The 26,756-nt window shown below is 41.8% G+C and carries 22 protein-coding genes; 2 read left to right on the forward strand and 20 right to left on the reverse strand.

What is annotated here, in order from left to right:
* Window positions 1–29 precede the first annotated feature (29 nt).
* The 13 genes from F885_RS06065 to F885_RS06010 all read right to left on the reverse strand — a co-directional run bounded on the left by F885_RS06065 (window position 30) and on the right by F885_RS06010 (window position 13,697).
* Complete coding sequence (locus F885_RS06065; RefSeq protein WP_005200864.1) at window positions 30–482, reverse strand: hypothetical protein; 453 nt, start codon at window positions 480–482, stop codon at window positions 30–32.
* 570 nt (window positions 483–1,052) lie between these two features.
* Window positions 1,053–1,940 (reverse strand): DMT family transporter, encoded by an 888-nt coding sequence (locus F885_RS06060; protein WP_005319872.1) that lies wholly within the window; start codon window positions 1,938–1,940, stop codon window positions 1,053–1,055.
* 141 nt (window positions 1,941–2,081) lie between these two features.
* Window positions 2,082–2,786 carry a DUF1003 domain-containing protein gene (locus F885_RS06055; RefSeq protein ID WP_004801847.1) on the reverse strand — a complete coding sequence of 235 codons (705 nt, stop codon included), beginning with the start codon at window positions 2,784–2,786 and terminating at the stop codon, window positions 2,082–2,084.
* A 117-nt stretch (window positions 2,787–2,903) separates the two neighbouring features.
* Window positions 2,904–3,143: a DUF6868 family protein gene (locus F885_RS06050; protein WP_005319875.1), complete on the reverse strand. Its 240-nt coding sequence runs from the start codon at window positions 3,141–3,143 to the stop codon at window positions 2,904–2,906.
* A 134-nt stretch (window positions 3,144–3,277) separates the two neighbouring features.
* Window positions 3,278–3,979, reverse strand: a complete 702-nt coding sequence (locus F885_RS06045; protein WP_005319878.1) for a hypothetical protein — start codon at window positions 3,977–3,979, stop codon at window positions 3,278–3,280.
* A 42-nt stretch (window positions 3,980–4,021) separates the two neighbouring features.
* Window positions 4,022–4,597, reverse strand: coding sequence for a DUF4126 domain-containing protein (locus F885_RS06040; protein WP_005319881.1), 576 nt, complete (start codon window positions 4,595–4,597; stop codon window positions 4,022–4,024).
* 127 nt (window positions 4,598–4,724) lie between these two features.
* The gene (locus F885_RS20755; protein ID WP_004637424.1) at window positions 4,725–4,868 is read right to left on the reverse strand and encodes a zinc ribbon-containing protein; all 144 of its coding nucleotides are present in this window, start codon (window positions 4,866–4,868) and stop codon (window positions 4,725–4,727) included.
* Window positions 4,869–5,222: 354 nt separating this feature from the next.
* Window positions 5,223–6,968, reverse strand: a complete 1,746-nt coding sequence (locus F885_RS06035; RefSeq protein WP_005319886.1) for a hypothetical protein — start codon at window positions 6,966–6,968, stop codon at window positions 5,223–5,225.
* A 6-nt stretch (window positions 6,969–6,974) separates the two neighbouring features.
* A complete protein-coding gene (locus F885_RS06030) occupies window positions 6,975–8,078 on the reverse strand; it encodes a dsDNA nuclease domain-containing protein (RefSeq protein WP_005319888.1) in 1,104 nt (367 codons plus the stop codon).
* Window positions 8,079–8,176: 98 nt separating this feature from the next.
* Complete coding sequence (acnD, locus tag F885_RS06025) at window positions 8,177–10,795, reverse strand: Fe/S-dependent 2-methylisocitrate dehydratase AcnD (RefSeq protein ID WP_005319891.1); 2,619 nt, start codon at window positions 10,793–10,795, stop codon at window positions 8,177–8,179.
* Window positions 10,795–11,952 (reverse strand): bifunctional 2-methylcitrate synthase/citrate synthase, encoded by a 1,158-nt coding sequence (gene prpC / locus F885_RS06020; protein WP_004656677.1) that lies wholly within the window; start codon window positions 11,950–11,952, stop codon window positions 10,795–10,797. Before prpC ends, acnD begins: the two co-directional genes overlap by 1 nt.
* Window positions 11,953–12,109: 157 nt before the next feature.
* Window positions 12,110–12,994: a methylisocitrate lyase gene (gene prpB, locus F885_RS06015; RefSeq protein ID WP_005209856.1), complete on the reverse strand. Its 885-nt coding sequence runs from the start codon at window positions 12,992–12,994 to the stop codon at window positions 12,110–12,112.
* Entirely contained in the window at window positions 12,987–13,697 is a 711-nt protein-coding gene (locus F885_RS06010) for a GntR family transcriptional regulator (protein WP_005186499.1), read from the reverse strand. The genes prpB and F885_RS06010 overlap by 8 nt, the downstream gene beginning before the upstream one ends.
* 453 nt (window positions 13,698–14,150) lie before the next feature.
* On the opposite strand from F885_RS06010, the gene F885_RS06005 reads away from it, so the two are divergent.
* Window positions 14,151–15,365, forward strand: a complete 1,215-nt coding sequence (locus F885_RS06005) for an amino acid aminotransferase (RefSeq protein WP_005319893.1) — start codon at window positions 14,151–14,153, stop codon at window positions 15,363–15,365.
* 59 nt (window positions 15,366–15,424) lie between these two features.
* Here F885_RS06005 and dld read toward each other — a convergent pair whose 3' ends face one another.
* The 4 genes from dld to lldP form a co-directional block, all read right to left on the reverse strand.
* Window positions 15,425–17,131: a D-lactate dehydrogenase gene (gene dld / locus F885_RS06000; RefSeq protein ID WP_005319895.1), complete on the reverse strand. Its 1,707-nt coding sequence runs from the start codon at window positions 17,129–17,131 to the stop codon at window positions 15,425–15,427.
* A 288-nt stretch (window positions 17,132–17,419) separates the two neighbouring features.
* A complete protein-coding gene (gene lldD, locus F885_RS05995) occupies window positions 17,420–18,571 on the reverse strand; it encodes an FMN-dependent L-lactate dehydrogenase LldD (protein WP_004801823.1) in 1,152 nt (383 codons plus the stop codon).
* Complete coding sequence (gene lldR, locus F885_RS05990; RefSeq protein ID WP_004801820.1) at window positions 18,568–19,320, reverse strand: transcriptional regulator LldR; 753 nt, start codon at window positions 19,318–19,320, stop codon at window positions 18,568–18,570. The genes lldD and lldR overlap by 4 nt, the downstream gene beginning before the upstream one ends.
* A gap of 19 nt (window positions 19,321–19,339) precedes the next feature.
* A complete protein-coding gene (gene lldP, locus F885_RS05985; RefSeq protein WP_171066408.1) occupies window positions 19,340–21,007 on the reverse strand; it encodes an L-lactate permease in 1,668 nt (555 codons plus the stop codon).
* Between the two features lie 382 nt (window positions 21,008–21,389).
* On the opposite strand from lldP, the gene F885_RS05980 reads away from it, so the two are divergent.
* Window positions 21,390–22,760 carry a phosphohexomutase domain-containing protein gene (locus tag F885_RS05980; protein ID WP_005319898.1) on the forward strand — a complete coding sequence of 457 codons (1,371 nt, stop codon included), beginning with the start codon at window positions 21,390–21,392 and terminating at the stop codon, window positions 22,758–22,760.
* A 51-nt stretch (window positions 22,761–22,811) separates the two neighbouring features.
* On the opposite strand, the gene galE is transcribed toward F885_RS05980, so the two are convergent.
* From galE to F885_RS05965, 3 genes are read right to left on the reverse strand one after another with little or no spacing between them, the layout of a single operon-like run.
* The gene (gene galE, locus F885_RS05975; RefSeq protein WP_005319900.1) at window positions 22,812–23,828 is read right to left on the reverse strand and encodes a UDP-glucose 4-epimerase GalE; all 1,017 of its coding nucleotides are present in this window, start codon (window positions 23,826–23,828) and stop codon (window positions 22,812–22,814) included.
* The gene (gene pgi / locus F885_RS05970) at window positions 23,821–25,497 is read right to left on the reverse strand and encodes a glucose-6-phosphate isomerase (RefSeq protein WP_005319903.1); all 1,677 of its coding nucleotides are present in this window, start codon (window positions 25,495–25,497) and stop codon (window positions 23,821–23,823) included. The genes galE and pgi overlap by 8 nt, the downstream gene beginning before the upstream one ends.
* Window positions 25,497–26,756, reverse strand: a complete 1,260-nt coding sequence (locus tag F885_RS05965) for a nucleotide sugar dehydrogenase (protein WP_005200898.1) — start codon at window positions 26,754–26,756, stop codon at window positions 25,497–25,499. The genes pgi and F885_RS05965 overlap by 1 nt, the downstream gene beginning before the upstream one ends.

Here is a 26,756-nt window from a genome sequence, read left to right on the forward strand (position 1 = left end):
ACCGCTGATTTTCCTCATCACTGTTACGATCAAGACGGTGTTTTCAGCCCCTTGCCCAAGCCTTGTTTATAGATCTCTTCTAATGTGGCAATGTCCCGATTTAAAAAAGCAATCAGATAATCTTTGACACGCGCCAAGCTCAATTGTTTAAACGAAATGCTGTCTTTGCTTTTACGCGTGACCAAGCCAAACAAATCTTTTTTAGGAATAATGACGGGAATATCACTGTCCAGTTTGAATTCAAGCTGCTGTGACTTGGCATAGGCATCAAGGGTAATGGAAATGGTCTGTTCTGTCCGATGATCGCTGACAATAAAACTGGTATCAGCACCATTGAGTTGTAATTGACGAACCAGTTGCTGACGCCAAGTCATCTCGTCAAACTTGGTTAAAATCGTTGCCAAATCAAAGCGACCGACATGATCGATGTCATTGTGATTCATTTGATGTGGATAGCGGATTTTAAGCTCGAACTCGTTCATTATAGTGCTGACCTATAGCTGTGATTTTTTGATTTATTAATATAAAAATTATTATATCATTTTGTTTTTTAATATAAAAATATCGACTTATATTCACAATATTCAGATTACAGGATTAGTTTCACACTCAGTTTTAGTTTTATTGATCTAGTTTTTATTATTTTGATCGAATTATTAATGTTCTCTTCAATTAAATTTTTTAGGGTATCAAGGGAAAACAGAGGTTGTTTACTTCAACACCTATGACTTTGTAAGCCATAACCTTTGCCTATAAACTTTTGATCTATAGCGTCCTAAGCCGAATCGAGACCTTTTGGGTTCGTACACACTTGCTTTATAAGCGTCGGTGCATGCTACTCTTTTCGATCCCTTTCACACCCTTGAGACATAGTTTAGGCAGATCACGGTGGGATTGTTTTCCTAAAAACTGCTATTTTTAGCAATCAATGAAATAATTTTGCATACTCTATTCTAAAAGTTAAAATATTTCCCACATCCAATAAAAAACTACGATTTATATTCCGATAAATTCAAATTTACATGTGTATTTTTTCAAATATAGCTTCTCATCTAAGCCCAAATCACCATAATCGCTGCCACAATCACCAGCCACAGGCCTAAATGATCAGTTTTGGCGAGTTTTTCCTTAAAAAAGAAGGCTGAGATTAATAGACTAAATAGAATTTCGACCTGACCCAGTGTTTTGACAATTGCCACGGTTTGCATACTCATGGCACTAAACCAACCAACGGACGCCAAAAAGCTACAAATACTCACTCTTAAGGTTAAGCCAACCCGTTGCCACATCTTATACAGGGTCGGTCGGCTAAAAAATCCGAGATAGATCAACAGTACGATACATTGAAAGCTGATCAGACTACACAGCACCCATGCAGCACGATGCAAAAATGGCAACATGCTCAGTTCTAAACTGGCTTCACGCACCAACAAAGAAGTGATGGCAAAACACAGGCCACTCCCGAGTCCAATCATCAAGGTTTTGAAAGACAGATCAGACTGTTGCTTGCCTTTACTGAGTAAGAATACTGCAAGTCCTCCAATCACGACCCCAACCCAGCCCCATGTACTGAGATGTTCCTGTAAGAACAGCACACCGACCAAGGCCGCCAAGATGGCTTCACTTTTGGCAAGTCCCACCCCAATGGCATAGTTCTTTTGCTGAAACAGTTTGACCATCAAAGCAGTGGCATAGATCTGGCTAATACCTGCAATCATGATATACAACCAGAATTTATCGGAAAAATGCACAGGGGCTGTGACAGGTTGATGCCAATAGAGAAAGGCTAAATAGCTAAAGGCAAAGATCGGTGAAAAGATAAAGCGAGCCAGTGTGGTGCCATAAACATCCACGCTCGTACTGAGTTGTTTTTGAAATGCATTGCGCCAAGCCTGCATGAATGCAGCCATGAGGGTGAACAGAATCCAAGTGATCATCATAAGCTTGAACGCAATATTATAAATGCCGCTAATTTACGCTGTTCTGCTTATTTTTTCGATGGTCATCTTCAAATCTTAAGTTCTACTGCATATTTTTCACAAGCAATTGCAACACTAGCCTGTGTTCATTCAATCCATCATCTATTGTTTCTTCTTGCTCATTTCAGTCAGTAGGTCGAGCTGTATTTCCTGAATTTTTGCCAATCTATCCCATTGATGCATCAGCAAATGATCCATTTTCTCATGTAAGTTATGGATTTCCAGCTCTGCTTTGAGATTCACCTTATAGTCATTTTCTGAGCGTAAACGGTCTTTAGCTTCCTGACGGTTTTGGCTCATCATAATAATCGGGGCTTGTACTGCAGCCAAACAAGATAAAATCAGATTCAATAGAATAAAGGGATAAGGGTCCGCAGGATGTTTCACCATAACCACGGTATTGACCAAAATCCAAATCGCCAGAAAAGCGGCAAAACAAATCAGGAATGTCCAACTGCCACCAAATGATGCGATTTTATCTGCCAGCCGTTCGCCCAAGGTCCAATCTTGATCAAATTTACTTTCTATATTCTTATTAATTAAATCATGATGTTGCATACTCTGTAACACATCATTCTCTAGATTTGAAACCTCACCTTGCTCTGAATTTAACAGTGAATGTACATATTGCATTCGATACTTGGTTAAATCGGGTAGACAAATATAATCCTGTGGCCCCCATTCTGGAAAATCCTGCTCAATTTCTTCTGTAATGACCCGACGCAGCGTTCCAAGTGGGATCAAACTTTTAATAGAAAAGCTTTTTTTACAAACAATACAGTTTTGACACTCTGTTTTCCCATTCATGTCCTACCCTCTCTTTCTGAGATTTATTCATTTATCTGGTTATTGTTATTAAATTTTATCCTGCGGCATCGAGTTGCCCATGATGCTTTTGTAAGCTTAAGCCGAAAAGCTCATATTTTAGAGCAGCTTTAAAGCAAGATAAGGCGCGAGACCGAATAATAAGATACCGATTTTATAGATCGCCATGCCACCATAATGAATCGTATCAAACTGTTGCTCGGAGAGACTAAACCAGCGCCCATGCAGTCGCTTGATTGAATCTTTTGCAAAGATAAAGGCCAAGAACCAAATGATTAAGACGATATAATTCAAGATCGTCATGTAAAGAAAAAATTGTGTGAGTTGGAAAGTATTCATGACTGTTTCCCTCCATTTTATCGTTATTATTTTAAGCGCCTTTTATGATGCAAAACTTAAAATACTTCCCTCAACGCTCGGTGCTTTGTACGAATCCAACAGGTGGCAACAATCATCCAAATAATCGCCAGTCTTTAAAAACTTAAATCATCAAAGTCTTTCACTTTGGATAGATAGATGGGCGCCTGATTGATTTTGCTCCATGTTTCTTTAAACCTTGGATTTTCTTCAGGGTCTTGGCTTAAATTGTCACGAACAACTTTTTTGCCTGTTAAAAAATTAATACTGGTTTCACTTTGAATAAGCGGTCCATGATTGCTTGAATCATCATAACCAATCAGGCGTAGATCATTGCCTTCCAAGCGAAATAAGTAACTCCAGTAACCATAACGTCCATGTGAATAATAAATCCTGAGTAGGTTATTTTTGATTTCCATCCATAACTCAGGCGGGAAATAGACACCACCATCTTCATTTTCCGAGCTAAAACAGCTGAGGTTACTCACAACAGCTTTGTATTTGCCTTTTTCATTGAGTAATACAATCGCACCACGGCGGTTGCGGTCTAAATGTCCATAATATTCATGTTCAACCAAGGCTTTGGGATCGGTGGCTTTGACTATCAGCACCACATCCTTCAAGCCATCTTTATTCAGATCGCCTTCAATGGCTTTAAAGAGTTGATATTTTGCAGGGATATAGGCTTGATAGGTGACTTTATCTTTACGCAGTTTCAGTTCTTCCGCTGATGGTTGCTCTTGGGCAAAGCTGACTTGCGGCAGTGCAGATAGGCTTGAGAATGCTAATAATGCGGCAATGAGTCGAGTCTTTATCATCTGTTTATTTCATCATTCGGGTTGTTATCAGAATTATTGCATTTATATGGAATGGCTCAGTTTCTCTTGGTGTTTTGCATGAATCCAACGTGCGGCAACAATAATAAGAATAATCACCAAGACTGTAATCACCACAGGCATGATAAAGGCCAGAATCGATAATACGACCGAGCCAATCAACTCACCTGTCGAGATCACAAAATTACCCAGTCCACCTGTGGTTGCCGTCGAAACACCCCGTGCTGCTACGGTACTCATTTGTACCACGCCTGCTGTTCCACCACCGACAATCAGTGCCGCTGCCCAAGTGGCAAACTGGGACATTTCACCACTACTCACTGCCATAGTGGTCAGTGTACCTGCCACCACAGCCGCAGGTGTGGCAATGGTATCTAATAGGTTATCCACCCACGGCACATAGTAAGCTGCAATTTCACAAATCGTGGCAAAACCCAGTGCCATACACACCGAAGGAAGTGCCAACCATTCAAAACCTTGAGCAGGTTGATACCATCCCATGAGGGTAGCAATACTCATCGCCAATAGCGGAACAAAGACACGAAAACCACAGGCTGCGCTGAGGCCTACGCCAATACAGAGTCCTAAAATTGTTTCCATCACGGATTACCTTTCTATGCCTATGACAGGTCTTGTTATTTAAATCTTATTTTTAAGGTAACAAAAAGCCCTATCAAGGGATAGGGCTTTTATTCAAACAGTGGGTAACTGTTTGGTATTTTGCGGCTTAGGCATTCTTACTGTTGAATTGATTGCCAAGGCATTTGGTACACGGAGGTAAACGATCAGTACCAATTTCTAAATAGGTGCGGTGTCCGCATTGAACACAAAAATAGAAGCCTGTTCCAGGTTTTTCGCCAGCAGTTACCATCTTTGCTCTCCATAGATTTTAGAAATGGTACATATACTATAGCGTGATAGTTTTGATTATTTATTGACCTTTCCGACGAGTGGTGATGGCGGAAAGGTGAAGAATGAAATTTAGATATTTTCTCTATACAATTTTAGGATTTTGCGGGTTGGCTGTCTTCATCTTTTCCCCTCTAAGATGAGGTCCTATAGGAGCTGGAATTACAGAACATAAAATAATAATAGGTTCAAACATCAGATATTGAGATACGACAGGAGTCCTATCTAGCTACCAAATACGAAAAAGCCCAACAGGATGTTGGGCTTTTTTTATGAGTTTAGAATTTTTATAAAAACTAATTATTTTTCAAAAGAACTAAGCTTCAGCAATAATTCTTAATGTATCATTAAATAAATATCTATATTTATTTAGATCATTTTTCAAAAAAGCTCTTTGCTCAGTTCCGTTACCAATATAAATATTCTTTGCTTTACCTTTAAAAAATTGAAAATTTAATATTTTCAAATTAACTGCTTTTAATGGACTATTAACAATATTTTCTTCTTTCACATGTTCTGCAATCGAAATAAAAGTCTGGGTATCTAAAGGTAAATTTTTACTAATAAAAGAGAAAATATCATTTAAACTTGTTTGATCTATATCTTCTTTCAAAATCCCATCTAATAAGAAAGGCAGTCTATGAATATTCTTTGTTTCCCCTATAACTTTATTGAATGCAAAATGATATGCCATAACTGTTTTATGTAACTCAACACCTTGATAGGGGAATGAGTTTATTTTATACAAGTCAAGATAACGATTTTGGTTTAAACTATTAATTTTCAAATCACTAAGATACTTTTTGAATATCTTTGCGAACTCTTTTTCCTTTCCAATACGATTTTGGATGACTTTCTCGTCAGTAGCCATATCCTTTAATTTTAAATTATATTCTTCTTTCTCATTAATTTTTTTATATAAGTCTAATTCTATTTGTCGATGAAATTGAAAGTTAGCTTTTCCTTTCACCCAACTATTAAATGATATTTCACCATGAAATTTATCCCCTAAAGCTTTATAATTTTCATTAATAGTATTTTCTTTTTCATTAAGCCTCTTCTTTGTGTTATTAACAGAAGAATAAGCTTTTTTAAGTTCATCTTTTATCTTCTCTTCCAGTTCATTAGTATCATTTATCTTCTGATAGTAACTATACAATCCTTCTAGAGAGTATGAAAGTACTTGTGTACAAGCTGGGCAATGATCGAGATCATTATATCTCTGTCTTTTTAAATTATTTTTTGTTTTTATTAAAATTTTATACTGATTTTTTAACAAAGCTAGTTTATTACTATATTTTATATAATTATTTCTCTCTTCCTGTAAATCATCAATATCCTTAACATAATTTTCCAAGTATTCTTTTGCATCCTCACCAAACTCTTCATCCATAAATGAAAAGAAAATAAACTCTGGTTTTTTAGTAAATTTTTGCAAAGTTTTTATTTCATAACCCAATTCTTTAACAAGTTCGACCAATTTAATATATTCTTCTTTATTGAAATTATTATTAATACCAAGATAATAATCCAAATAATTTTCTTTAAACCCTTTATAAAACCCAAGATTTGAAAATGACTCTCTTAAATATACCCAACCAACAGATTGAGATACATAGTATGGTAAATAAGCACATTCTAAAGATGCTTTTTTTATTTCCCCTTTTTGTTCTACCATTAAATTAAAATTTAGTAGCGAACTAATAAACTCCTTTAACTTTACATGTGCAATCCCATTGTCAGAGTTAATTCCATTAAATGATGAAATTTTCCCATTATAATCTTCAAAATAAATACTTAGATTATCTCTAACAACTTTATATTCTTTATTATTAATAGTAAAGTCCAGTCTAAATATTGGATCATACTCTAAAATTTCTTCTAAATTTTGTTTAACATCATTAATACCTATTACATATAATAAACTCTGTAATAATGTACTTTTCCCAGCCGTATTTCTTCCCCCTATAAGATTTAAACCCAATGAAAATTCTTCTAAGAAACATTTATTAAATTTCTCAGAAGCAACAAACAAACGATTAAAATGGACAACTGCTTTCATCAATAACTATCCGCCATAATACTCAACATATGAACATAAACATGCAAAGAAACAATCTTTTTCACTTAAATTAATGTCATTAACTTTCTTTATATTTTTAATATAGCCTTGAAACATCTCAGGATAGTCAGAATAAGAAAATGAATAATCGTTATTTCTTACATAATCTCTAATTAACTGGTGTTCATAATTATTCATATCTTTAAGATATTCAAATGTAGTTGATATTTCAATTTCTGCATTTTTACGTATCGCAATAGAAAACCTAAATTTTGCAATTACTTCCTTAGATATCTCACGCCACAAATCAAAAGTCTTCTGCTCAAACTCAATAACATCAATAGCTTTTTTTATAACATCGCCTTCTACTCTTTTAGAAACATCTAATAATTTCGCTAAATTCTGGCTATTATAAATTACTTCTACCTCTTTAAATAAATTGATTAATAAATCAATCGCCGCTTTTGAGTCTGTAACGTTTGGGAATTTTTCTTTCATTAGACCAATTAAAGATCTTTTTTGCTCTTTTGGAGTTTTAGGAAAATCAACCCATTGAATAAAAAGATTTTCCAACTCAACAGAATTAAATTTACCATCTTGATTTTGACAATATTCTTCTATTTTTTCTTCTATTTTAACTCTAATATCTTTATGAACATCTTTATATCTGCAAATTGGATAAGTTTCATTAATTCGAGTTATAATATCAATTTTTCCATTTTCTTTTTCATTTTTATTAGGTTTAATTTTCAACTCAAACTCAGTATTAGAAATAAATGTTAATTTATGATTATAATCCTCTGTTTTTAAAATATCATCATTTCTTAGATCTTCGCCTACACATAAAATTTTATTAATAATTTCTGAAAATCTTGTATCAATTTTCCAGATATTTCCTGATAATTTTTTTACTTGATAAGCATTAATATTCTCAACACCCTCAATTGATCTAAAACAATATAAGAAGTCATCATGATGCTCAATGCAAACAAAAAAGTTTTTCTCTTTAAAAGAACCATAATCATCAAGTAGCAAATATAATGCGCAATTACGTTGAAAATCAAAACCAACCTGTGCATCTACGCCACCATTTACAGACTTCTTATTCAAAATTATCAGCCTTAAAAACTATATAATATAATTAAATAAACCCCATCATTAAGATAGGGCTTTTATTAAATAGAATCAATCACTTTCAGATCAAAGTATTAAGCCACTTGACCTTCTAAAAAGTCTTGTGCAAAACGCTGTAATACCCCACCCGCTTCATATACAGAAACTTCTTCTTCTGTATCTAAACGGCAAGTCACAGGCACCTCAATAATCTCTTCCTTACCATCCGCTGTGGCACGTTCAATCACTAAAGTTAAAGTCGAACGTGGCGCAATATTACCAATTACGCTATACAACTCAGTACCATCCAGCTTTAAGGTTTTACGGTTTACACCAGCTTTAAACTCAAGCGGTAGAACGCCCATACCGACTAAGTTAGTGCGGTGAATACGCTCAAAACCTTCGGCCACAATCGCTTCAACACCTGCAAGACGAACACCTTTCGCTGCCCAGTCACGACTTGAACCCTGACCATAATCCGCACCCGCCACAATAATCAACGGTTGCTTACGGTTCATGTAAGTTTCAATCGCTTCCCACATGCGCATCACTTCGCCTTCAGGCTCGACACGTGCTTTTGAACCTTGCTTAATGGTACCGTCTGAACGAACCACCATTTCATTAAACAGTTTCGGGTTAGCAAAGGTTGCACGTTGCGTGGTTAAGTGGTCTCCGCGGTGCGTTGCATAAGAGTTAAAGTCTTCCTCAGGCACACCCATTTTCGCCAAATATTCACCAGAAGCACTGTCTAACACAATCGCATTCGATGGAGACAAGTGATCGGTAGTGATGTTGTCACCCAAGATCGCAAGCGGACGCATGTTGGCTAAAGTACGTGGTGCAGCCAACGCACCTTCCCAATATGGAGGACGGCGGATATAGGTACTCATTGGACGCCAATCATATAAAGGGCTTGCCGCTTCTTCATTGACACCCAAATCAAACATTGGAATGTAGATTTTACGGAATTGCTCAGGCTTCACTGCTTCTTTCACCAGCGCATCAATTTCAGCATCCGAAGGCCAGATATCTTTCAGGTAAATTGGATTACCGTCTTTGTCATTTCCAAGCGAATCTGTTTCGATGTCAAAACGAATGGTTCCTGCAATCGCATACGCCACTACAAGTGGAGGAGATGCCAAGAATGCTTGTTTTGCATATGGATGGATACGGCCATCGAAGTTACGGTTACCCGAAAGCACAGCAGTGGCATACAAATCACGCTCAATGATTTCTTGTTGAATCACAGGGTCAAGTGCACCTGACATACCATTACAAGTGGTACATGCATAAGCCACGATACCAAAACCAAGTTTCTCAAGATCACCCAACACACCTGCTTCTTCTAAATACAGCGCAGCTGCCTTAGAACCTGGTGCAAATGATGATTTCACCCAAGGTTTACGTACCAAGCCCAATTCATTGGCCTTACGTGCCAATAAACCTGCAGCAACGGTATTACGTGGGTTAGAGGTATTGGTACAAGAGGTAATTGCAGCAATAATCACGGCACCATCAGGAATTAAACCTTCTGCTTCTTGTGCCTTGGCAAGATCCAAATTCCCTGCAATGCCTTTTGCTTTCAAATCAGCCGTAGAGACACGTGCATGTGGGTTTGATGGGCCTGCAATGTTACGGGTCACCGTTGAAAGATCAAAACGAAGTACACGTGGGTATTCAGCTTTGGTCATATCCGATGCCCAAAGACCGATTTCTTTGGCATATTGCTCAACCAATGCCACTTGCGCATCTTCACGACCTGTTAGGCGTAAATAGTCGATGGTGTTCTGGTCGATATAGAACATTGCCGCAGTTGCGCCATATTCAGGCGTCATATTCGAGATGGTAGCACGGTCGCCCACAGACATGCTGTCAGCACCTTCACCAAAGAACTCGAGGTAAGCACCAACGACACGTTCTTTACGCAAGAACTCAGTCAATGCCAAGACGATATCCGTTGCAGTAATGCCTGCTTGACGCTGACCGACAAACTCAACTCCGATGATGTCTGGAAGACGCATCCAAGACGCGCGACCCAACATCACGTTTTCAGCTTCCAAACCACCAACACCGACTGAAATCACGCCAAGCGCATCGGTATGTGGGGTATGTGAATCTGTACCAACACAGGTATCAGGGAAAGCCAAACCATCACGGTTTTGGATCACTGGAGACATTTTCTCCAAGTTGATCTGATGCATGATGCCGTTGCCCGCAGGAATCACGTCGACATTTTTAAATGCAGTCTTGGTCCACTCAATAAAGTGGAAACGGTCTTCGTTACGACGATCTTCGATTGCGCGGTTTTTCTCAAATGCATCAGGGTCAAAACCACCGAATTCGACTGCCAAAGAGTGATCGACGATCAACTGGGTTGGCACCACAGGATTGACCTTGGAAGGATCACCGCCTTTATCGGCAATCGCATCACGCAAACCAGCCAAATCCACCAGTGCGGTTTGACCCAAGATGTCATGACAGACTACACGTGCTGGATACCATGGAAAATCGAGATCCTGACGGCGTTCGATCAACTGGGTTAAATAGGCCGTTAAATTCTCGGCATCAGCTTTACGCACCAGCTGTTCAGCCAGTACTTTCGAAGTGTATGGCAGCTTTTCGTATGCGCCTGGCTGAATATCTTCAACGGCTTGACGCACGTCATAATATTCGAGCTGGGTACCTGCCAGCGGTTTACGATATTTTGTGTTCATTAACCACGCTCCGCCAATGGTTTGAATTCAAGATTTTCAGGGCCAGTATAGTTCGCGCTTGGACGAATGATTTTGCCGTCTTGACGTTGTTCAATCACGTGTGCAGACCAGCCAGCAGTACGAGCAATCACGAATAATGGCGTGAACATTGCCGTTGGTACGCCCATCAAGTGATAGCTCACCGCACTGAACCAGTCGAGGTTCGGGAACATGTTCTTCACTTCTTTCATCACAGCTTCTAAACGTTCAGCAATCACATACATCTTGGTATTTTCTTGCGCTTCAGCAAGTTCACGCGCCACTTGCTTGATCACTTCGTTACGTGGATCAGAAACGGTATACACCGGATGACCAAAACCGATTACCACTTCTTTTTTCTCAACACGGCTACGAATGTCCGCTTCTGCTTCGTCTGCATTGTCGTAACGTTGCTGAATCACAAACGCAACTTCATTAGCGCCACCATGTTTAGGCCCACGTAACGCACCGATACCACCTGTGATTGCCGAGTACATATCTGAACCTGTCCCTGCCACCACACGTGAAGTAAAGGTAGATGCATTGAACTCATGCTCTGCATACAGAATCAAAGAGGTGTGCATGGCTTGAATCCACTCTTCCGATGGCGCCTCGCCATGCAGGAGATGCAAGAAATGTGCAGCAATCGAGTCATCATTGGTTTCAACTTCAATACGACGACCGTTGTTGCTGAAGTGATACCAGTACAACAACATTGAGCCTAGGCTTGCCATCAATTTATCCGCGATGTCTTTTGCGCCCGCTTCGTTGTGGTCTTCATGTTCTGGTGTTAAGCAACCCAATACAGATACGCCAGTACGCATCACATCCATTGGGTGTGCAGACGGTGGCAGTTGCTCTAGTGCTGTTTTCAATGCTGCTGGTAAGCCACGGAGTGCTTTTAATTTTGCTTTATAGGCTTTGAGTTCTGCTTTGTTTGGCAATTTGCCGTGTACCAGAAGGTGTGCCACTTCTTCAAATTGACTACCTACCGCAAGGTCAAGAATGTCATAGCCACGGTAGTGTAAGTCGTTGCCGCTACGGCCTACGGTACAAAGTGCGGTGTTGCCTGCGACTTGTCCGCTGAGTGCAACTGATTTTTTTGGTTTGAAGCCTGTTGGCGTTTCATTACTGCTCATAAGATTGTCCTTTTTATATCCTTAGGTTAAAACTTATAAAGTTCTTAATCTCCCTAAATCCCTCTTTCCAAAGAGGGACTTCCCACCAACCCTAGATCATCCAAGATTTAGGTGATTCCCCTCTTTTTCAAAGAGGGGTTAGGGGAGATTGTTTGACTTATTTATTCTTCGCAAAAGTTCCATCAAGATATTGTTCAAACGCATGGTAGTTAATGCGTTCATACAACTCCTGACGGGTTTGCATGGTATCGACCACATTCTTTTGCGTGCCTTCTTTACGCAAGGTTTCATAAACATTTTCTGCGGCCTTGTTCATGGCACGGAATGCAGAAAGTGGATAGAGCGCGATGCTGACATCGGCAGAAGCCAATTCTTCGGTGGTAAATAATGGTGTTGAACCAAATTCGGTGATATTGGCTAAAACAGGGACTTTGGTCAGATCCGCAAATTGCTTATACATGGCCAACTCAGTGATCGCTTCTGGAAATAGCATATCTGCACCCGCTTCGATGTAAGCACCCGCACGGTCAATCGCTGCCTGTAAGCCTTCAACCGCAAGCGCATCGGTACGTGCCATGATCACAAAGCTGTCATCGGTACGTGCATCGACTGCGGCTTTAATACGATCGACCATTTCTTGCTGAGTCACGATGGCTTTATTCGGACGATGACCACAACGCTTGGCACCGACTTGGTCTTCGATATGCATCGCAGCAGCACCAAACTTGATCATCGACTTGGTGGTACGCGCGATATTAAACGCAGAAGCGCCGAAACCCGTGTCGACATCGACCAATAACGGCAGGTCACAGACATCGGTAATACGGCGTACATCGGTCAATACATCATCAAGGTTACTGATACCCAAATCAGGTAAGCCCAAAGAACCTGCGGCAACACCACCACCTGACAAATAGATCGCCTTGTAGCCTGCGCGTTTTGCCAATAACGCATGGTTGGCATTGATCGCACCGACCACTTGTAATGGTTTTTCATTTGCGACCGCGTCGCGGAATAGCTGACCAGCAGACTGTTTAGCCATGTTGTTGTTCTCCTTGATTTTGTAGCAATGTTTGCTCAACAATTTTGTAAGATGCATTGATGTGACGGTGCATCAGCATTTCGGCGAGTTCACCGTCACCTTCAGCAATCGCATCTAATATGCGGATATGTTCGTCCCAAGCCTTGCTTGGTCGATCTGGGGTATTTGAAAACTGGATTCGATACATACGGATGAGGTGATACAGCTCATCGCATAACATTTTTTCTAAGGTTTTATTGCCACTGCTTTTGATAATGCAGTAATGGAAATCGTCCTGACCTTCTTGTAAGTAGTAGCCCTTGCCTGCTTTAAAGTTTTCATCCTCAGCATGCATACGCAAGACATCACGTAAGGCCAGAATCTGTTTTTTATCAATATGCTGTGCTGCGAGTTTGCAGGCCAAGCCTTCTAAAGAGGCACGGATTTGATAGAGTTCTTGAAACTGTTGCAGTGAAAGCGAGACTACCCGCGCACCGACATGTGCAGTTCGCTCCACCAGTTTCTGCCCTTCCAGACGATGAATCGCTTCACGTAAAGGCCCGCGACTAATGCCATAAATACGTGCCAGTTCAGGTTCTGAAATCTTGCTGCCCGCAGGAATATGTCCCAATACAATCGCCGACTGAATTTGCTTGAATACGTGTTCCGTCAGGGTCATTCCCTGACTGGTGCTGAGGGCTTGAGGAACAAGGGTATCTTGCATATTGTCGACAATCTCTACAATTTTTATGATTTTATAACCAGATAAAAGAAAAAATGCAATAGGATTGTCGACAATAAATTAGACTGGTGCTTTCAATCCGACGTGATTGTGATCACTCAGTGGCTGATCAATACACTGCCAAAAATTTTACATAAAAACAGAAAAAACAACAGGTTAGTGATAATCCAAATCATCACCCAACCCTGAGCTTTGATCGACTGAACAGGCTTAGACTGTTAATGCTACGACCATGGTATGACAGCTTGATTGTAGACAATCTTTATAATCAGCTTGTAGTGACAAATTTTGTAAGTAAATACTGCACCAAAATGTAAATAACAGCGTGCTTCATGCAGTCTTTATTGATACATTATTGGGCATCGAAGGTTCCGCGTCTAAAGCGCCAACCTCCCCAGACATCTATGCACTTTGTTGAAGAAAAGGACATTGTTAATGTTTCAACATATCCCACCTTATGCAGGCGATCCAATCCTTTCATTGATGGAACAGTTCAATGCTGATCCACGTGCTGAAAAGGTAAACCTCAGTATTGGTTTGTACTATAACGAAGACAGTATCGTTCCTCAGCTTGATACCATTATCGAAGCGCAAAAACGTATTGCACCTAAAAATACGCAAACCAAGCTTTATTTACCAATGGAAGGTTTCAAACCTTACCGTGATGCGATTCAAGCCTTATTGTTTGGTACAAATAGCCCTGCAATTCAACAAGGTCGTGTTGCAACGATTCAAACGCTTGGTGGTTCTGGCGCATTAAAAGTCGGTGCAGACTTCTTAAAAACCTACTTCCCGAATTCAGAAGTTTGGGTGAGCCAGCCAACTTGGGATAACCACGTTGCGATCTTCAATGGTGCAGGCATCAAGAGCAACTTCTATCCATACTTCGATGCTGAAACACGTGGCGTTGATTTTGACGGCATGTTGTCTACCCTAAAAACATTGCCAGAACAAAGCATTGTGTTATTGCACCCATGCTGCCATAACCCAACAGGCGCAGACTTGAACCCAGCACAATGGGATCAAGTGATTGTGGTATTAAAAGAGCGCAACCTGATTCCATTCCTCGACATCGCTTACCAAGGTTTTGGCGATGGTATGGAGCAAGATGCTTATGCCATTCGTGCTTTAGACCAAGCGGGTCTGAACTTTATTGTCAGCAACTCGTTCTCTAAAATCTTCTCACTTTACGGTGAGCGCGTTGGTGGTTTGACTTTCGTATGTGACGATGCAGAAGCAGCAAAATGCACATTCGGTCAATTGAAAGCAACGGTACGTCGTATCTACTCTAGCCCACCTACAACAGGTGCATGGTTGGTTGATCAAGTGTTAAATGACGCTGATCTCAATCAACAATGGCAAGGCGAAGTCAAAGAGATGCGTGAACGTATTATCAAAATGCGTAGCATCTTAAAAGATGAGCTAACTAAAGCCCTTCCTGAGCGTGACTTTAGCTACCTTGTGAACCAAAAAGGTATGTTCAGCTACACTGGTTTAACCGCTGAGCAAGTGGACATTCTTCGTGAAGAATATGCAATCTACTTAGTACGCAGTGGTCGTATCTGTGTTGCAGGCCTGAACATGAACAACGTATACAAAGTTGCCAAAGCAGTGGCTGAAGTTTTAGCAAAATCTGCTGCAACCGCTTAAGTTGTAACGCATAAAAAAGGCGCTTGAAGCGCCTTTTTTATTGTCTGTTTTATTTAAAGTCAGGACTTGGCCTTGCCCCAATACTTCAATTTAGAGGTCTGTCCAATCCCGACATTAAAACAGTTATTCGGATCAAGTTTCTGATAGAAATTGGCCAATGCAGGCTTGGCAATATATAGATGACCGACATTGTGTTCGGCGGGATACTCTGCGCGACGAGCATCGAGTAAATGCCACATTTGATGTTCCATCGCTAAAGGATCATTACCCTTTTTAAGGATGTAATCCTGATGAAACACGTGGCAGAAAAAGTGTCCATAATAAAGCTTATGAATGATCTGCTGTTCCATCTGCGCAGGCAATTGCTCGACCCATTCACGATCATTACGACGTAACGCAATGTCGAGTGCCACAATATCCTCAACTTCATCGCGATGGGTATCACGATAACGAATCGCAGCACCTGCCACTGCAAAACGATGCAAAAAGGCTTTACGTCCTTCATCCGCATCACAGAGAAAGAAATTACCTGATGCATGTACCGCAAAATAGTCATGTAAAAATTGCTCGGTCTGGGCTTTGCAATTATTTTCAACTCGCAACATCAGATGATGTTCATAGCGATCACGATACTCGGTCATCCGTTTGGGTAAATGGCTAGGTAACAAGGCCGTGACCGCTTGTAAAATATGATCGGTCAGCCCTTTGATTTTAAATTTTTCTAAAAAGCCATCGACCTTATCCTTGAGCGCGAAGGCTTTGGGCACATTGGCGGTGCCAAATTTCTCAATAAACAGGAAGGTATCTTTACCGTATTTTTCGCCAATATGATACGCATCACGATGGATGTATTCCCCTGCAATCGGCAAGCTGGGCAATGAAGTCAGTAAATAACGTCGAATCGCAGTCAGATCATCGGCATTATTGCTACCAATATAAAAGACACTGCTCTCCACCTTCTCATAGGTATCCAGACGTACTGCAAATACGCAAACTTTCCCTGCCGAACCCGAGGCTTCAAACAGGCGTGAAGGATCGGCATTAAAACGCGCTGGGCTATCGGCATCGACCTGAGTGACATCTTGTGCATAACGCTGATCGGATGCCTGCTTTTCAACATCATCTAAAATATCTGTGGCTTGATAGCGCTGCTGCTCTAAACGGGTCAGGATTTCTTCAGGACTCGAGCCTAAGTTCACACCCAGATGATTGACCAATTCCAACTGACCTTGGGCATTGACCTGCGCGTATAGCGCCAGTTCGGTATAGGCAGGCCCACGACGTACCAAGGCGCCGCCTGAATTGTTACACACCCCGCCTAAGACAGAAGCACCGATACAGGAAGAGCCAATCACCGAATGCGGTTCACGATCATAGCCTTTCAGTATCTGCTCCAGATTGTCCAAGGTCGCCCCCGGTAAACAAATCACCTGCTTACCCTCATGAATGACTTGAATGCCTTTTAAACGGCGTGTACTCATCACCAACACAGGACGGTCATAATCATCGCCATACGGTGTGGAGCCACCGGTCAAGCCCGTATTGGCCGCCTGCATGATGACAATACAATCTGCTTCGATGGCGGCTTGTAGCACCTGCCATTGTTCCAGCAAGGTGCCAGGGATCACCACCGCAAAGACTTTACCCTCACCAAAACGACGACCTTGCCGATACTGGCGGGTACTTTGGTCATCACTCAGCACATGTTGACGCCCAACGATCTGCTGTAAACGACCAATTACCACTTTGGGAGAAAATGTTTGCATGATGGCTCCTTTGGATCATCCATTTATAAACTTAGACCAACACGGCAGAATCTTAGTATGTGTCATTCGAGTAGCTCATTCTTCAATACGAATCAGCCTTTTATTTGCTATCGTGGTTGGCGGCAAGGATGCCGCCTGTTGAGCAACCGTACAAGGAAGTACGGTTTGCTCAACAAAAGGTTTTTGGTTACTTTTGACCTTTCAAAAGTGACAAAGGCCTATACCTCAGACATAAGCATGTCACCAAACTTGGCGGCTGTGCCTACGACTAAACTTAGAAAATAATTCTTAAAAACCTTGTTTAATGGCTTGTACCAAACAATCCGCATTAATCTCTTGAATCGACTTAGCTCCTGTTAAGGTCATCGCTACCCGCATTTCCTTCTCAATCAAATCCAGCAAGTTCGACACCCCTTGCCCACCTGCTGCCGCCAAGGCATACACAAAGGCACGGCCCAATAACACCGTATCTGCACCAAGCGCCAACATCCGTACCACATCCAGACCATTACGGATGCCTGAATCTGCCAGAATCGCTAGATCGCCTTTCACCGCATCGGCAATCGCAGGCAAGGCCCGTGCAGAAGACATCACCCCATCAAGCTGACGCCCACCATGATTGGACACCACGATGCCATCGGCACCAAAACGCACCGCATCTTTGGCATCTTCAGGATCAAGAATGCCCTTAATCACCATCGGGCCATCCCAAAACTCACGAATCCACTCCAGATCTTTCCATGAAATCGATGGATCGAAATTAGAACCTAACCAGCCGATATAGTCTTCAAGCCCGGTCGGTTTACCCAGATATTTTGAGATATTGCCCAAGTCATGCGGACGGCCGCACATCCCGACATTCCATGCCCAATGCGGATGCAACATTGATTGCAGATAACGACGCATCGCCGCATTGGGACCGCTCATACCAGAATGGGCATCACGATAACGTGCCCCCGGCACAGGCATATCCACGGTAAATACCAATGTCGAACAACCTGCCGCCTTGGCACGTTCCAAGGCATTGCGCATAAAGCCACGATCACGCAACACGTACAGCTGGAACCACATTGGACGCTGAATTGCAGGGGCCACTTCTTCAATCGGACAGACTGAAACCGTCGACAAAGTGAATGGAATACCCTTTTGATCTGCTGCCACTGCGGCTTGCACCTCACCACGACGTGCATACATACCAGTTAAACCCACAGGTGCCAAAGCCACTGGCATCGATAAGGTTTCATTAAACAGCTTGGTTTCCAGACTCAATGCCGACATGTCATTCAGTACCCGCTGACGTAAGGCAATTTCAGAAAGATCCTGCACATTACGTTTTAAGGTATGTTCCGAATACGCTCCACCGTCGATATAGTGAAATAAAAAGGGCGGTAAACGACGCTGTGCCGCAGCACGATAATCATTGCCAGAAGAAATAATCATTTTGAATCCACTCTAGTTAAACGTGTTGCACGTTTCTGGCGAGCTTCATCTTCGCCCAGCGCACGTACATGATTAATCACAAATTCAATATGACCACACACCGCTTGGCGTGCGGCCTCGGGATCTTGACGATCAATCGCATCCATCACCTGAAAATGCTGCTCACTGAGCAAGTCACCATTGACCGGATGGTTATAAACTTTGTTACGCCCAAGCAAGACGTTGTATTGCAACAAGTCAAACAGACTACGCATCATTTGTATCAGCACAATATTGTGTGAGGCCTCAGCAATTGCCAGATGAAATTCAGCATCCGCCACCGCCGCCCGAGCTGAATCGCCTGCATTTTGATAACGACTGATCTCATCAAAACAATGATGAATTTTGGCACGATCTTCAGGGGTCGAACGCAGTGCGGCGTACCATGCAGTGCCGCCTTCAAGCAACAAACGTGCTTCCTGTACATCAAAACGGTACAGTGGATCTTCTTCAATCAAATGACTGATCGGATTGACGATGAGCTGTTGCGGCCACTGCTCAGGTAATTGTTGGATATAGGTGCCATCACCACGGCGACTACTGAGCACGCCCTGACTATTTAACTGTTGAATCGCTTCACGTAAGGACGGACGAGATACACCTAAGCTGGTCGCAAGTTGACGCTCGGCAGGCAAGCGATCACCTTGTTTCATCTGGCGTTGCTCAATGAGTGCCTGTAATTTCATGACCACTTGATCGGAGATTCTCATCACATTTCCTTGATTAGAGTTATGGAATCATCCACGGCACCAGATAAGCCTGAACCGTGACGATGATGCCAACAAAGACTGTAAATATGATGCTATGTTTTACCGTGAAACGGAACAGGTCCGATTCTTTTCCAACCAAGCCCACGGCTGCACAGGCAATCGCAATCGATTGCGGTGAAATCATCTTGCCGGTTACCCCACCACTGGTATTGGCTGCCACCAACAACACTTCTGGAATCCCAATTTGCTGGGCTGTAGTAGCTTGTAAAGCTGAGAACAGCGCGTTGGATGAGGTATCTGAACCGGTTAGGAATACACCCAGCCAGCCCAAGAATGGCGAGAAGAAAGTAAAGGCATGGCCCGTATGTGAGAGTGCCAAAGCCAAGGTCGCAGAAAGACCTGAATAGTTAGCAATAAAAGCAAACGCTAGCACCATCCCAATCGAATAAATCGGGGTTTTTAATTCATTCAATGTTTCGCCAAAGGTACTGACCGCATCACGGGTTTTCATCTTCAGGAATATGATGGTGATAATTGCGGCAATAAAAATAGCCGTACCTGTGGCAGAGAACCAATCAAATTTATAGATCGCTTCATAAGCGGTGGTTTCAGGCACAATCGGCGCCATTTTCTCTACCAGCTTATGCAGATACGGAACTTCAATTTTAAAAATCCAGTCCGCCAAAGCACCGTCTTTGGCAAAGAGCGCTTTAAATGGTTTCACACTCCAAATGGTCACCATCACGGTCAAAATCATAAATGGTGACCATGCTTTGGCAATCTGCGCAATGCTATAACGCTGTTGTGATGAGACCGCATGGCTGGCTGCTTGTTCATGAGTCATTTCAAAACGGAAAATATGTTTCGGTTTCCAGACACGGAACAACAAGGTCAAACTGACCAATGAGGCAATCGCAGCGGTAATATCAGGCAGTTCTGGTCCCAAAAAGTTCGAGGTCAGATATTGTGCAATGGCAAAGGCACTACCACCGACCAGTACCGCAGGCCAAGTTTCTTTCACGCCACGCCAACCGTCCATGATCGCCATAATCCAGAACAGCACAATGATGGTTAAAAAAGGCAATTGGCGGCCTACCATCTGGCTGATTTCCATAGTATCGACACCAGACACCTGTCCGGCCACAATAATCGGAATCCCCATGGCACCAAAGGCCACAGGAGCTGTATTCACAATCAGACAGAGGCCCGCAGCATATAGCGGTTTAAAGCCTAAGCCGACCAATAGGGCTGCTGTAATGGCGACTGGTGCACCAAAGCCTGCCGCACCTTCTAAAAAGGTCCCAAAGGCAAAACCGACCAAGAGCATCTGTAGGCGCTGATCTTCAGTAATCGACAAAATACTGGAGCGAATCACATCAAACTGCCCCGTTTTTACCGAAATTTTATACAGGAACACGGCCCCGATAATAATCCACGAAATCGGCCATAAACCGTAAAAAAAGCCATAAACCACGGAAGCAAATGCCATTTCAGCTGGCATTTGATAAAAAAATAAAGCAATCAACATGGCAATCATCACGGTACAGGTTCCCGCGACACTGCCCTTCATACGAAAGACCGCCAACGCCAAAAAGAAGAAAATAATTGGGATCAACGCGACTGCACTGGATAGCCAGATATTATTTAAAGGGTCATATAGTTGTTGCCACACATTTAGCATTCTCATCTCCTTGAAATGCTGGGCGTCATTTTGTTTTTACTTCGATATTTAACGAATCTTCACAATATTGGTATGACCAATATTTAATAAATCAGCAAATCTTAATCATTCGTAATCTTTATGCATCTTAATTATATGAATTATCAGGATCAACCCTATCACCGCAATCATAATTGGTATGACCAATAATAATTAAAATAAATCAATCCTTTTCTGTTCATGTACGCTTTCGGCATTCGACTAAAGTCTGATAAAAATTTTCCAATCAGCATTCGATTTATGTAGCTCAGGTCCTCAACCGCTGAAGATAAAACAATAAATATGACTTTGTAGCGATATCTGTATAATCTGTTCACAACTCAAATCACATCACTATGAATTGAACAATATGACTCAACTGACTTGCTTTAAAGCCTACGATATTCGCGGCAAACTCGGTACTGAACTGAATGAAGAGATTGCTTATAACATTGGTCGTGCCTATGGGCAGATCTATCAACCGAAAACCGTGGTGATTGGTTGTGATATCCGTTTAAGTAGCGAAGGCTTAAAACAGGCCACAATTCGGGGCTTGAATGATGCAGGTATCAATGTGCTTGATTTGGGCATGACCGGCACAGAAGAAGTCTATTTCGCAGCTTTTCATTTGGATGTACAAGGCGGTATCGAAGTGACTGCCAGCCACAACCCAATGGATTACAACGGGATGAAATTGGTGCGTGAAAATGCACGTCCAATCAGTGCAGAAACAGGCTTAAAAGAAATTCAGGCACTGGCTGAAACAGGGCAATTTGTAGAGGTCGCACAAAAAGGTACGACCCAATCCTACAATATTTTGCCTGAGTTTATTGAACACCTACTCACCTATATTGATCCACAAAAAATTAAACCCCTTAAACTTGTGGTCAATGCGGGCAATGGCGCAGCAGGTCATGTGATTGACGCCATCGAACAAAAATTCCAGCAACTGAATATTCCAGTAGAATTTATTAAAATTCACCACGAAGCAGATGGTCGCTTCCCGAATGGTATTCCGAACCCAATCCTGATTGAAAACCGCGATAGCACTCGTGATGCTGTGCTGCAACATCAAGCTGATATGGGTATTGCCTGGGATGGTGACTTTGACCGCTGCTTCCTGTTTGATGAAAAAGGACAGTTCATCGAAGGTTATTACATCGTTGGTTTATTGGCACAGGCCTTCCTGATCAAACAATCAGGTGAAAAGATTGTGCATGATCCGCGTCTAGTCTGGAATACCTTTGACATCGTCGATCAATACCAAGGCATCGCAGTACAATCTAAATCTGGACATGCTTTCATTAAGGATGTCATGCGTGAACACAATGCCGTGTACGGCGGGGAAATGAGTGCGCACCACTATTTCCGTGACTTTGCCTATTGCGATAGCGGTATGATCCCTTGGTTACTGACCATTGCCCTGCTTTCGGAAACGGGTCAATCTCTTTCAACTTTAGTTGAAAACATGATTGCCAAATTCCCATGTAGCGGTGAAATCAATTTTAAAGTGGCGGATACACAAGCCACTGTACAAAAGATTTTTGATCATTATGCCGATCAGAATCCACAGGTTGATCGTACCGATGGTGTGAGCCTTGATTTTGGTGCATGGCGCTTAAATGTCCGTGCTTCGAATACCGAACCGTTACTACGTTTAAACATTGAAAGTCGTGCCGATCAAAACCCGCAACCGATGCAACATTATGTCGATGAATTAACTGGGTTAATTCAGGGTTAATTCAGTCCAATAAAAAAGGAGCCTATCGCTCCTTTTTTATTTGCTTGGTATTTAGTTAAAACCGTTTGGATTCTGTTTCTGCCAGTTCCAACTGTCTGCCAACATATCTTCCAAAGTATATTGAGGCTGCCAACCCAACTCTGTAATCGCACGGCTATTGTCTGCAAATGAAGTGGCGACATCACCTGCACGACGTGGTGCAAATTCAAATGCAACAGGTACAGCATTGATTTGCTCAAAGGTATTTTTAACTTCTAATACAGATGAACCATTGCCTGTCCCAATGTTCCAAGCACGACAGCCTTGAGCAGATAAGCGATTATTTAAGGCACACAAATGCGCATTGGCCAAATCGACCACATGGATATAATCACGAACCCCTGTACCATCGACGGTGTCATAATCATTGCCATAAATTGCCAGCTTTTCACGACGACCGACTGCGACTTGTGTTACATAAGGCATTAAGTTATTTGGAATTCCTTGTGGATCTTCACCAATCTGACCGCTTTTATGCGCACCGACAGGGTTAAAATAACGAAGTAAAGCAATCGACCAACGCGAGTCTGCCTGTGCCAGTTTTTGCAGCATTTGCTCAACAATCAGTTTGGTATAACCATAATTGTTATTTGGCATGCCTGTTGGCATATCTTCATTTAACGGAGAACTATTGGCTTCATCATATACCGTGGCAGATGAACTAAATACCAAGTTAAATACGCCAGCGCGTTCCATCGCCTTGACCAATTGAGCACTGCCGGCAATGTTATTATCAAAATAAGTCAATGGAACCTGTTGGCTCTCACCAACCGCTTTCAGACCTGCAAAATGAATGACTGCATCAATAGAATAGTCCTGAAAGACCTGATCTAACGCATCCTGATTACGAATATCACCTTTTACAAAAACCAAGCTTTTATTGGCGAGTTTCTGTACACGACGTAAAGCTTCTTCAGAACTATTTGAAAGATTATCAAATACAACAACATCATGACTTGCATTGAGTAGTTCTAAACAGGTATGTGAGCCAATATAACCCGCACCACCTGTGACTAAAATTTTAGCCATCTATTTTTCCTAACAATATTTTCAACAAACCTTGCGTCGATGTATCAAAAGCAGATAAATCATCTTGCTCACGGTTTAAAATCGGTAACAGTTGATTGGCAATCTCTTTACCTTTTTCAACCCCCCATTGATCAAAGGGATTGATATTCCACAATACCGACTGCACAAAAACTTTGTGTTCATACGTCGCAATCAGCATCCCTAAACTATAAGGATTCAGCTCTTTGAGTAAAATGGTTGAACTTGGCTGATTGCCTTCATATTGCTTATAAGCAGGTAAATCTTCAAGTTCATCTGCTGCCAAAGCTTGATTACCAAAGGCCAATAATCGCGACTGCGCCAAACAATTCGATAAGGCCAGATGATGCTGTTCAACCAAAGCCTCTGCACTTTCAGCATAAGTAAATTGATTGGCATTATAACGCTTTACCGGTGCAATAAAGTCACAACTGACTGAATGCGTGCCTTGATGTAATAGCTGATAAAATGCGTGTTGTGCATTAGGTCCAACCTCACCCCACACAATCGGGCAAGTGGCTGTATTCACCTTTTCCCCATTACGCTGGATCGATTTACCATTGGACTCCATTTCAAGCTGCTGCAAATAAGCGGCGAAATATTTGAGTCGGCCGTCATAGGGCAACACAGCATGGGTTTGGATTTCAAGGAAGTTATTATTCCACGCCCCTAACAATCCCATCAATACCGGAATATTCTGCTGAAATGGTGCTGTTTGAAAATGTTGATCAATCTCGTGCGCACCCGCTAACAACTGCTTAAAACCATCAACCCCAATCGTCAGCGCAATCGGCAGGCCAATACACGACCACAGCGAATAACGGCCACCAACCCAATCCCATAGCAACAGCTGCTTATCAGTGGCAATGCCCCATTCCGTCATTTTTTCAGGTTTGGTCGAGACCCCAATAAAATGATTCTGCAGAATTTTTTCATTCTGTCCAAGCGACTTTTCTAACCATTGACGCACCGTTTGTGCATTCGACAAGGTATCAATGGTGCCAAATGACTTCGAGGAAATAATAAATAATGTCGTTTCTGGGCGCAGCTGATGTAGCAGGTCAGACAGTTGACTACCATCCATGGTCGAGACAAAGTGCACATCTAAAGGCTTTGTACTCGTCACCTTAAAATCGGACAATGCATGTGTCACCATTAAAGGGCCTAAGTCAGAGCCTCCGACACCAATATTGACCACATCCTGAATGACTTCACCTGTTGCGCCACGGTATTGTCCAGCATGGATTTTATCCACCAAAGCATACATCCGCTCCAGCTGTTGCTGTACCTGTTGATTCTCCTGAGGAAAATCTGGACTCGATTGCGGCAAGCGTAGAGCCCAATGCATTGCGGCACGATGCTCGGTATAATTAATTTGTTCCGAAGAAAATAATGTCTTAATCCATTGTTTTAAATCTTGTGCCTGAGCTAAGTCGACCAAGCCATTTAAAATATTTTGATCAATACGATGTTTACTAAAATCTAGAACAATTTGATCATGTTCAACTGAGAACCGTTTAAAGCGTGAGGGATCTGCTGCAAATAATTCTTTGAGATGAACCTCTTTAATTTGCTTTTGCAAAGATGATAAATGCTCAAGCACTGACGCTGGTGCCTTAACGGCAAAAGGCTGAATTTGCTTGATCATCATTAACGCCCCACGCCCATATATGCGAAACCTTGTAATTTCACATAGTCTGGATCATAAATATTGCGACCATCCAATATCAAAGGATGTGCCATCAGTTGTTCGAGCTGTTTAAAGTCCGGACTCCAATATTGTTTCCATGCGGTTAACACACATAGACCGTGCACATTTTTCACCGCATCATACTGATCATCACAGAGCACTAAATCGTCACGCTGCCCATACATCTGTTTAATTTCATCCAAAGCCTGCGGATCATGTAAATGAACCGTCACCCCTTGCGCCCACAATGCAGCAAGCATTTGGTGAATGGGTGATTGCTGAATACTTGAGGTATTTTCTTTAAAAGAAGCCCCCCAAATTGCAACGGACTTACCCTTTAAATCACCATGATAATAGTTCCAAAACTTACGGAACAGGATTTCTTTTTGTTGCTCATTGATGTCCCATACTTGTGCAAGCAATTGGCTTTTAACGCCTGTATTTGCAACTGTATTAGAGAGTGTCAGAATATCATGAGAAAAATTTTCACCGCCAAAACCAGCACCAGGAGCTAAGTAAGCTGAACCAATACGGTTATCCGCCGCCATACCCTGACGTACTGAAGCAATATCAATCCCAAGTTTCTCAGCAACCACAGCCAGATCATTAATATAGCTAATTCTTGTCGCCAACATGCCTGAAATACTGAGCTTCGTAAATTCAGCATCTAAAATTGGCATAAACAGATACTGCTGTGTCAAAGGAAAAAGAGGCCTTAGCAATTCTTTCACTTTACTCTGAACGTCAACTTGCGTACATCCTACAATCATTTGTTTTGCTTGAGTTAAACTCTGTAAAGCATTTCCTTCTTGAATCGTATCTGGTAAATAAACCCAGTCATCTTCGGAAAGGATTTGCTTAAAGTGATCAGTCCCCTGCAAACCAAAGGTTGAAGCATTGATCATCAGTTTTGGATGAATAATCGGGCGCTGTTTTAACGACTGTAGCAGTTGAAAAACTTGTTGTTCTTGTGTTTGATTAAAACTAAATAAATAGGCATCTATATCTAAAGGAATTGCGTCCAAATCACGATAACTGAGAAAACCACTGTTTAACTGTTGTTCCAGTAAACGGCTAACATTTTCATCATGAAATGAGTACTGCTGATCAGCGGAATTATCATTGAGATGTGAGCACCAATACACAAAGTGCCCAGATTCAGACAATAATGCAGACATCACGCCTGCATATAATGTATTGCCAAAGATTGCAACTTTCAT

This window comes from Acinetobacter higginsii (genome assembly GCF_000369845.1).
Lineage (GTDB): Bacteria > Pseudomonadota > Gammaproteobacteria > Pseudomonadales > Moraxellaceae > Acinetobacter > Acinetobacter higginsii.

Coding starts and splice junctions, on each gene's coding strand:
- F885_RS06065 (WP_005200864.1), bottom strand. CDS start 482: ATGAACGAGTTCGAGCTTAAAATCCGCTATCCACATCAAATGAATCAC.
- F885_RS06060 (WP_005319872.1), bottom strand. CDS start 1,940: ATGATGATCACTTGGATTCTGTTCACCCTCATGGCTGCATTCATGCAG.
- F885_RS06055 (WP_004801847.1), bottom strand. CDS start 2,786: ATGAATGGGAAAACAGAGTGTCAAAACTGTATTGTTTGTAAAAAAAGC.
- F885_RS06050 (WP_005319875.1), bottom strand. CDS start 3,143: ATGAATACTTTCCAACTCACACAATTTTTTCTTTACATGACGATCTTG.
- F885_RS06045 (WP_005319878.1), bottom strand. CDS start 3,979: ATGATAAAGACTCGACTCATTGCCGCATTATTAGCATTCTCAAGCCTA.
- F885_RS06040 (WP_005319881.1), bottom strand. CDS start 4,597: ATGGAAACAATTTTAGGACTCTGTATTGGCGTAGGCCTCAGCGCAGCC.
- F885_RS20755 (WP_004637424.1), bottom strand. CDS start 4,868: ATGGTAACTGCTGGCGAAAAACCTGGAACAGGCTTCTATTTTTGTGTT.
- F885_RS06035 (WP_005319886.1), bottom strand. CDS start 6,968: ATGAAAGCAGTTGTCCATTTTAATCGTTTGTTTGTTGCTTCTGAGAAA.
- acnD (WP_005319891.1), bottom strand. CDS start 10,795: ATGAACACAAAATATCGTAAACCGCTGGCAGGTACCCAGCTCGAATAT.
- prpC (WP_004656677.1), bottom strand. CDS start 11,952: ATGAGCAGTAATGAAACGCCAACAGGCTTCAAACCAAAAAAATCAGTT.
- prpB (WP_005209856.1), bottom strand. CDS start 12,994: ATGGCTAAACAGTCTGCTGGTCAGCTATTCCGCGACGCGGTCGCAAAT.
- F885_RS06010 (WP_005186499.1), bottom strand. CDS start 13,697: ATGCAAGATACCCTTGTTCCTCAAGCCCTCAGCACCAGTCAGGGAATG.
- F885_RS06005 (WP_005319893.1), top strand. CDS start 14,151: ATGTTTCAACATATCCCACCTTATGCAGGCGATCCAATCCTTTCATTG.
- dld (WP_005319895.1), bottom strand. CDS start 17,131: ATGCAAACATTTTCTCCCAAAGTGGTAATTGGTCGTTTACAGCAGATC.
- lldD (WP_004801823.1), bottom strand. CDS start 18,571: ATGATTATTTCTTCTGGCAATGATTATCGTGCTGCGGCACAGCGTCGT.
- lldR (WP_004801820.1), bottom strand. CDS start 19,320: ATGAGAATCTCCGATCAAGTGGTCATGAAATTACAGGCACTCATTGAG.
- lldP (WP_171066408.1), bottom strand. CDS start 21,007: ATGAGAATGCTAAATGTGTGGCAACAACTATATGACCCTTTAAATAAT.
- F885_RS05980 (WP_005319898.1), top strand. CDS start 21,390: ATGACTCAACTGACTTGCTTTAAAGCCTACGATATTCGCGGCAAACTC.
- galE (WP_005319900.1), bottom strand. CDS start 23,828: ATGGCTAAAATTTTAGTCACAGGTGGTGCGGGTTATATTGGCTCACAT.
- pgi (WP_005319903.1), bottom strand. CDS start 25,497: ATGATGATCAAGCAAATTCAGCCTTTTGCCGTTAAGGCACCAGCGTCA.
- F885_RS05965 (WP_005200898.1), bottom strand. CDS start 26,756: ATGAAAGTTGCAATCTTTGGCAATACATTATATGCAGGCGTGATGTCT.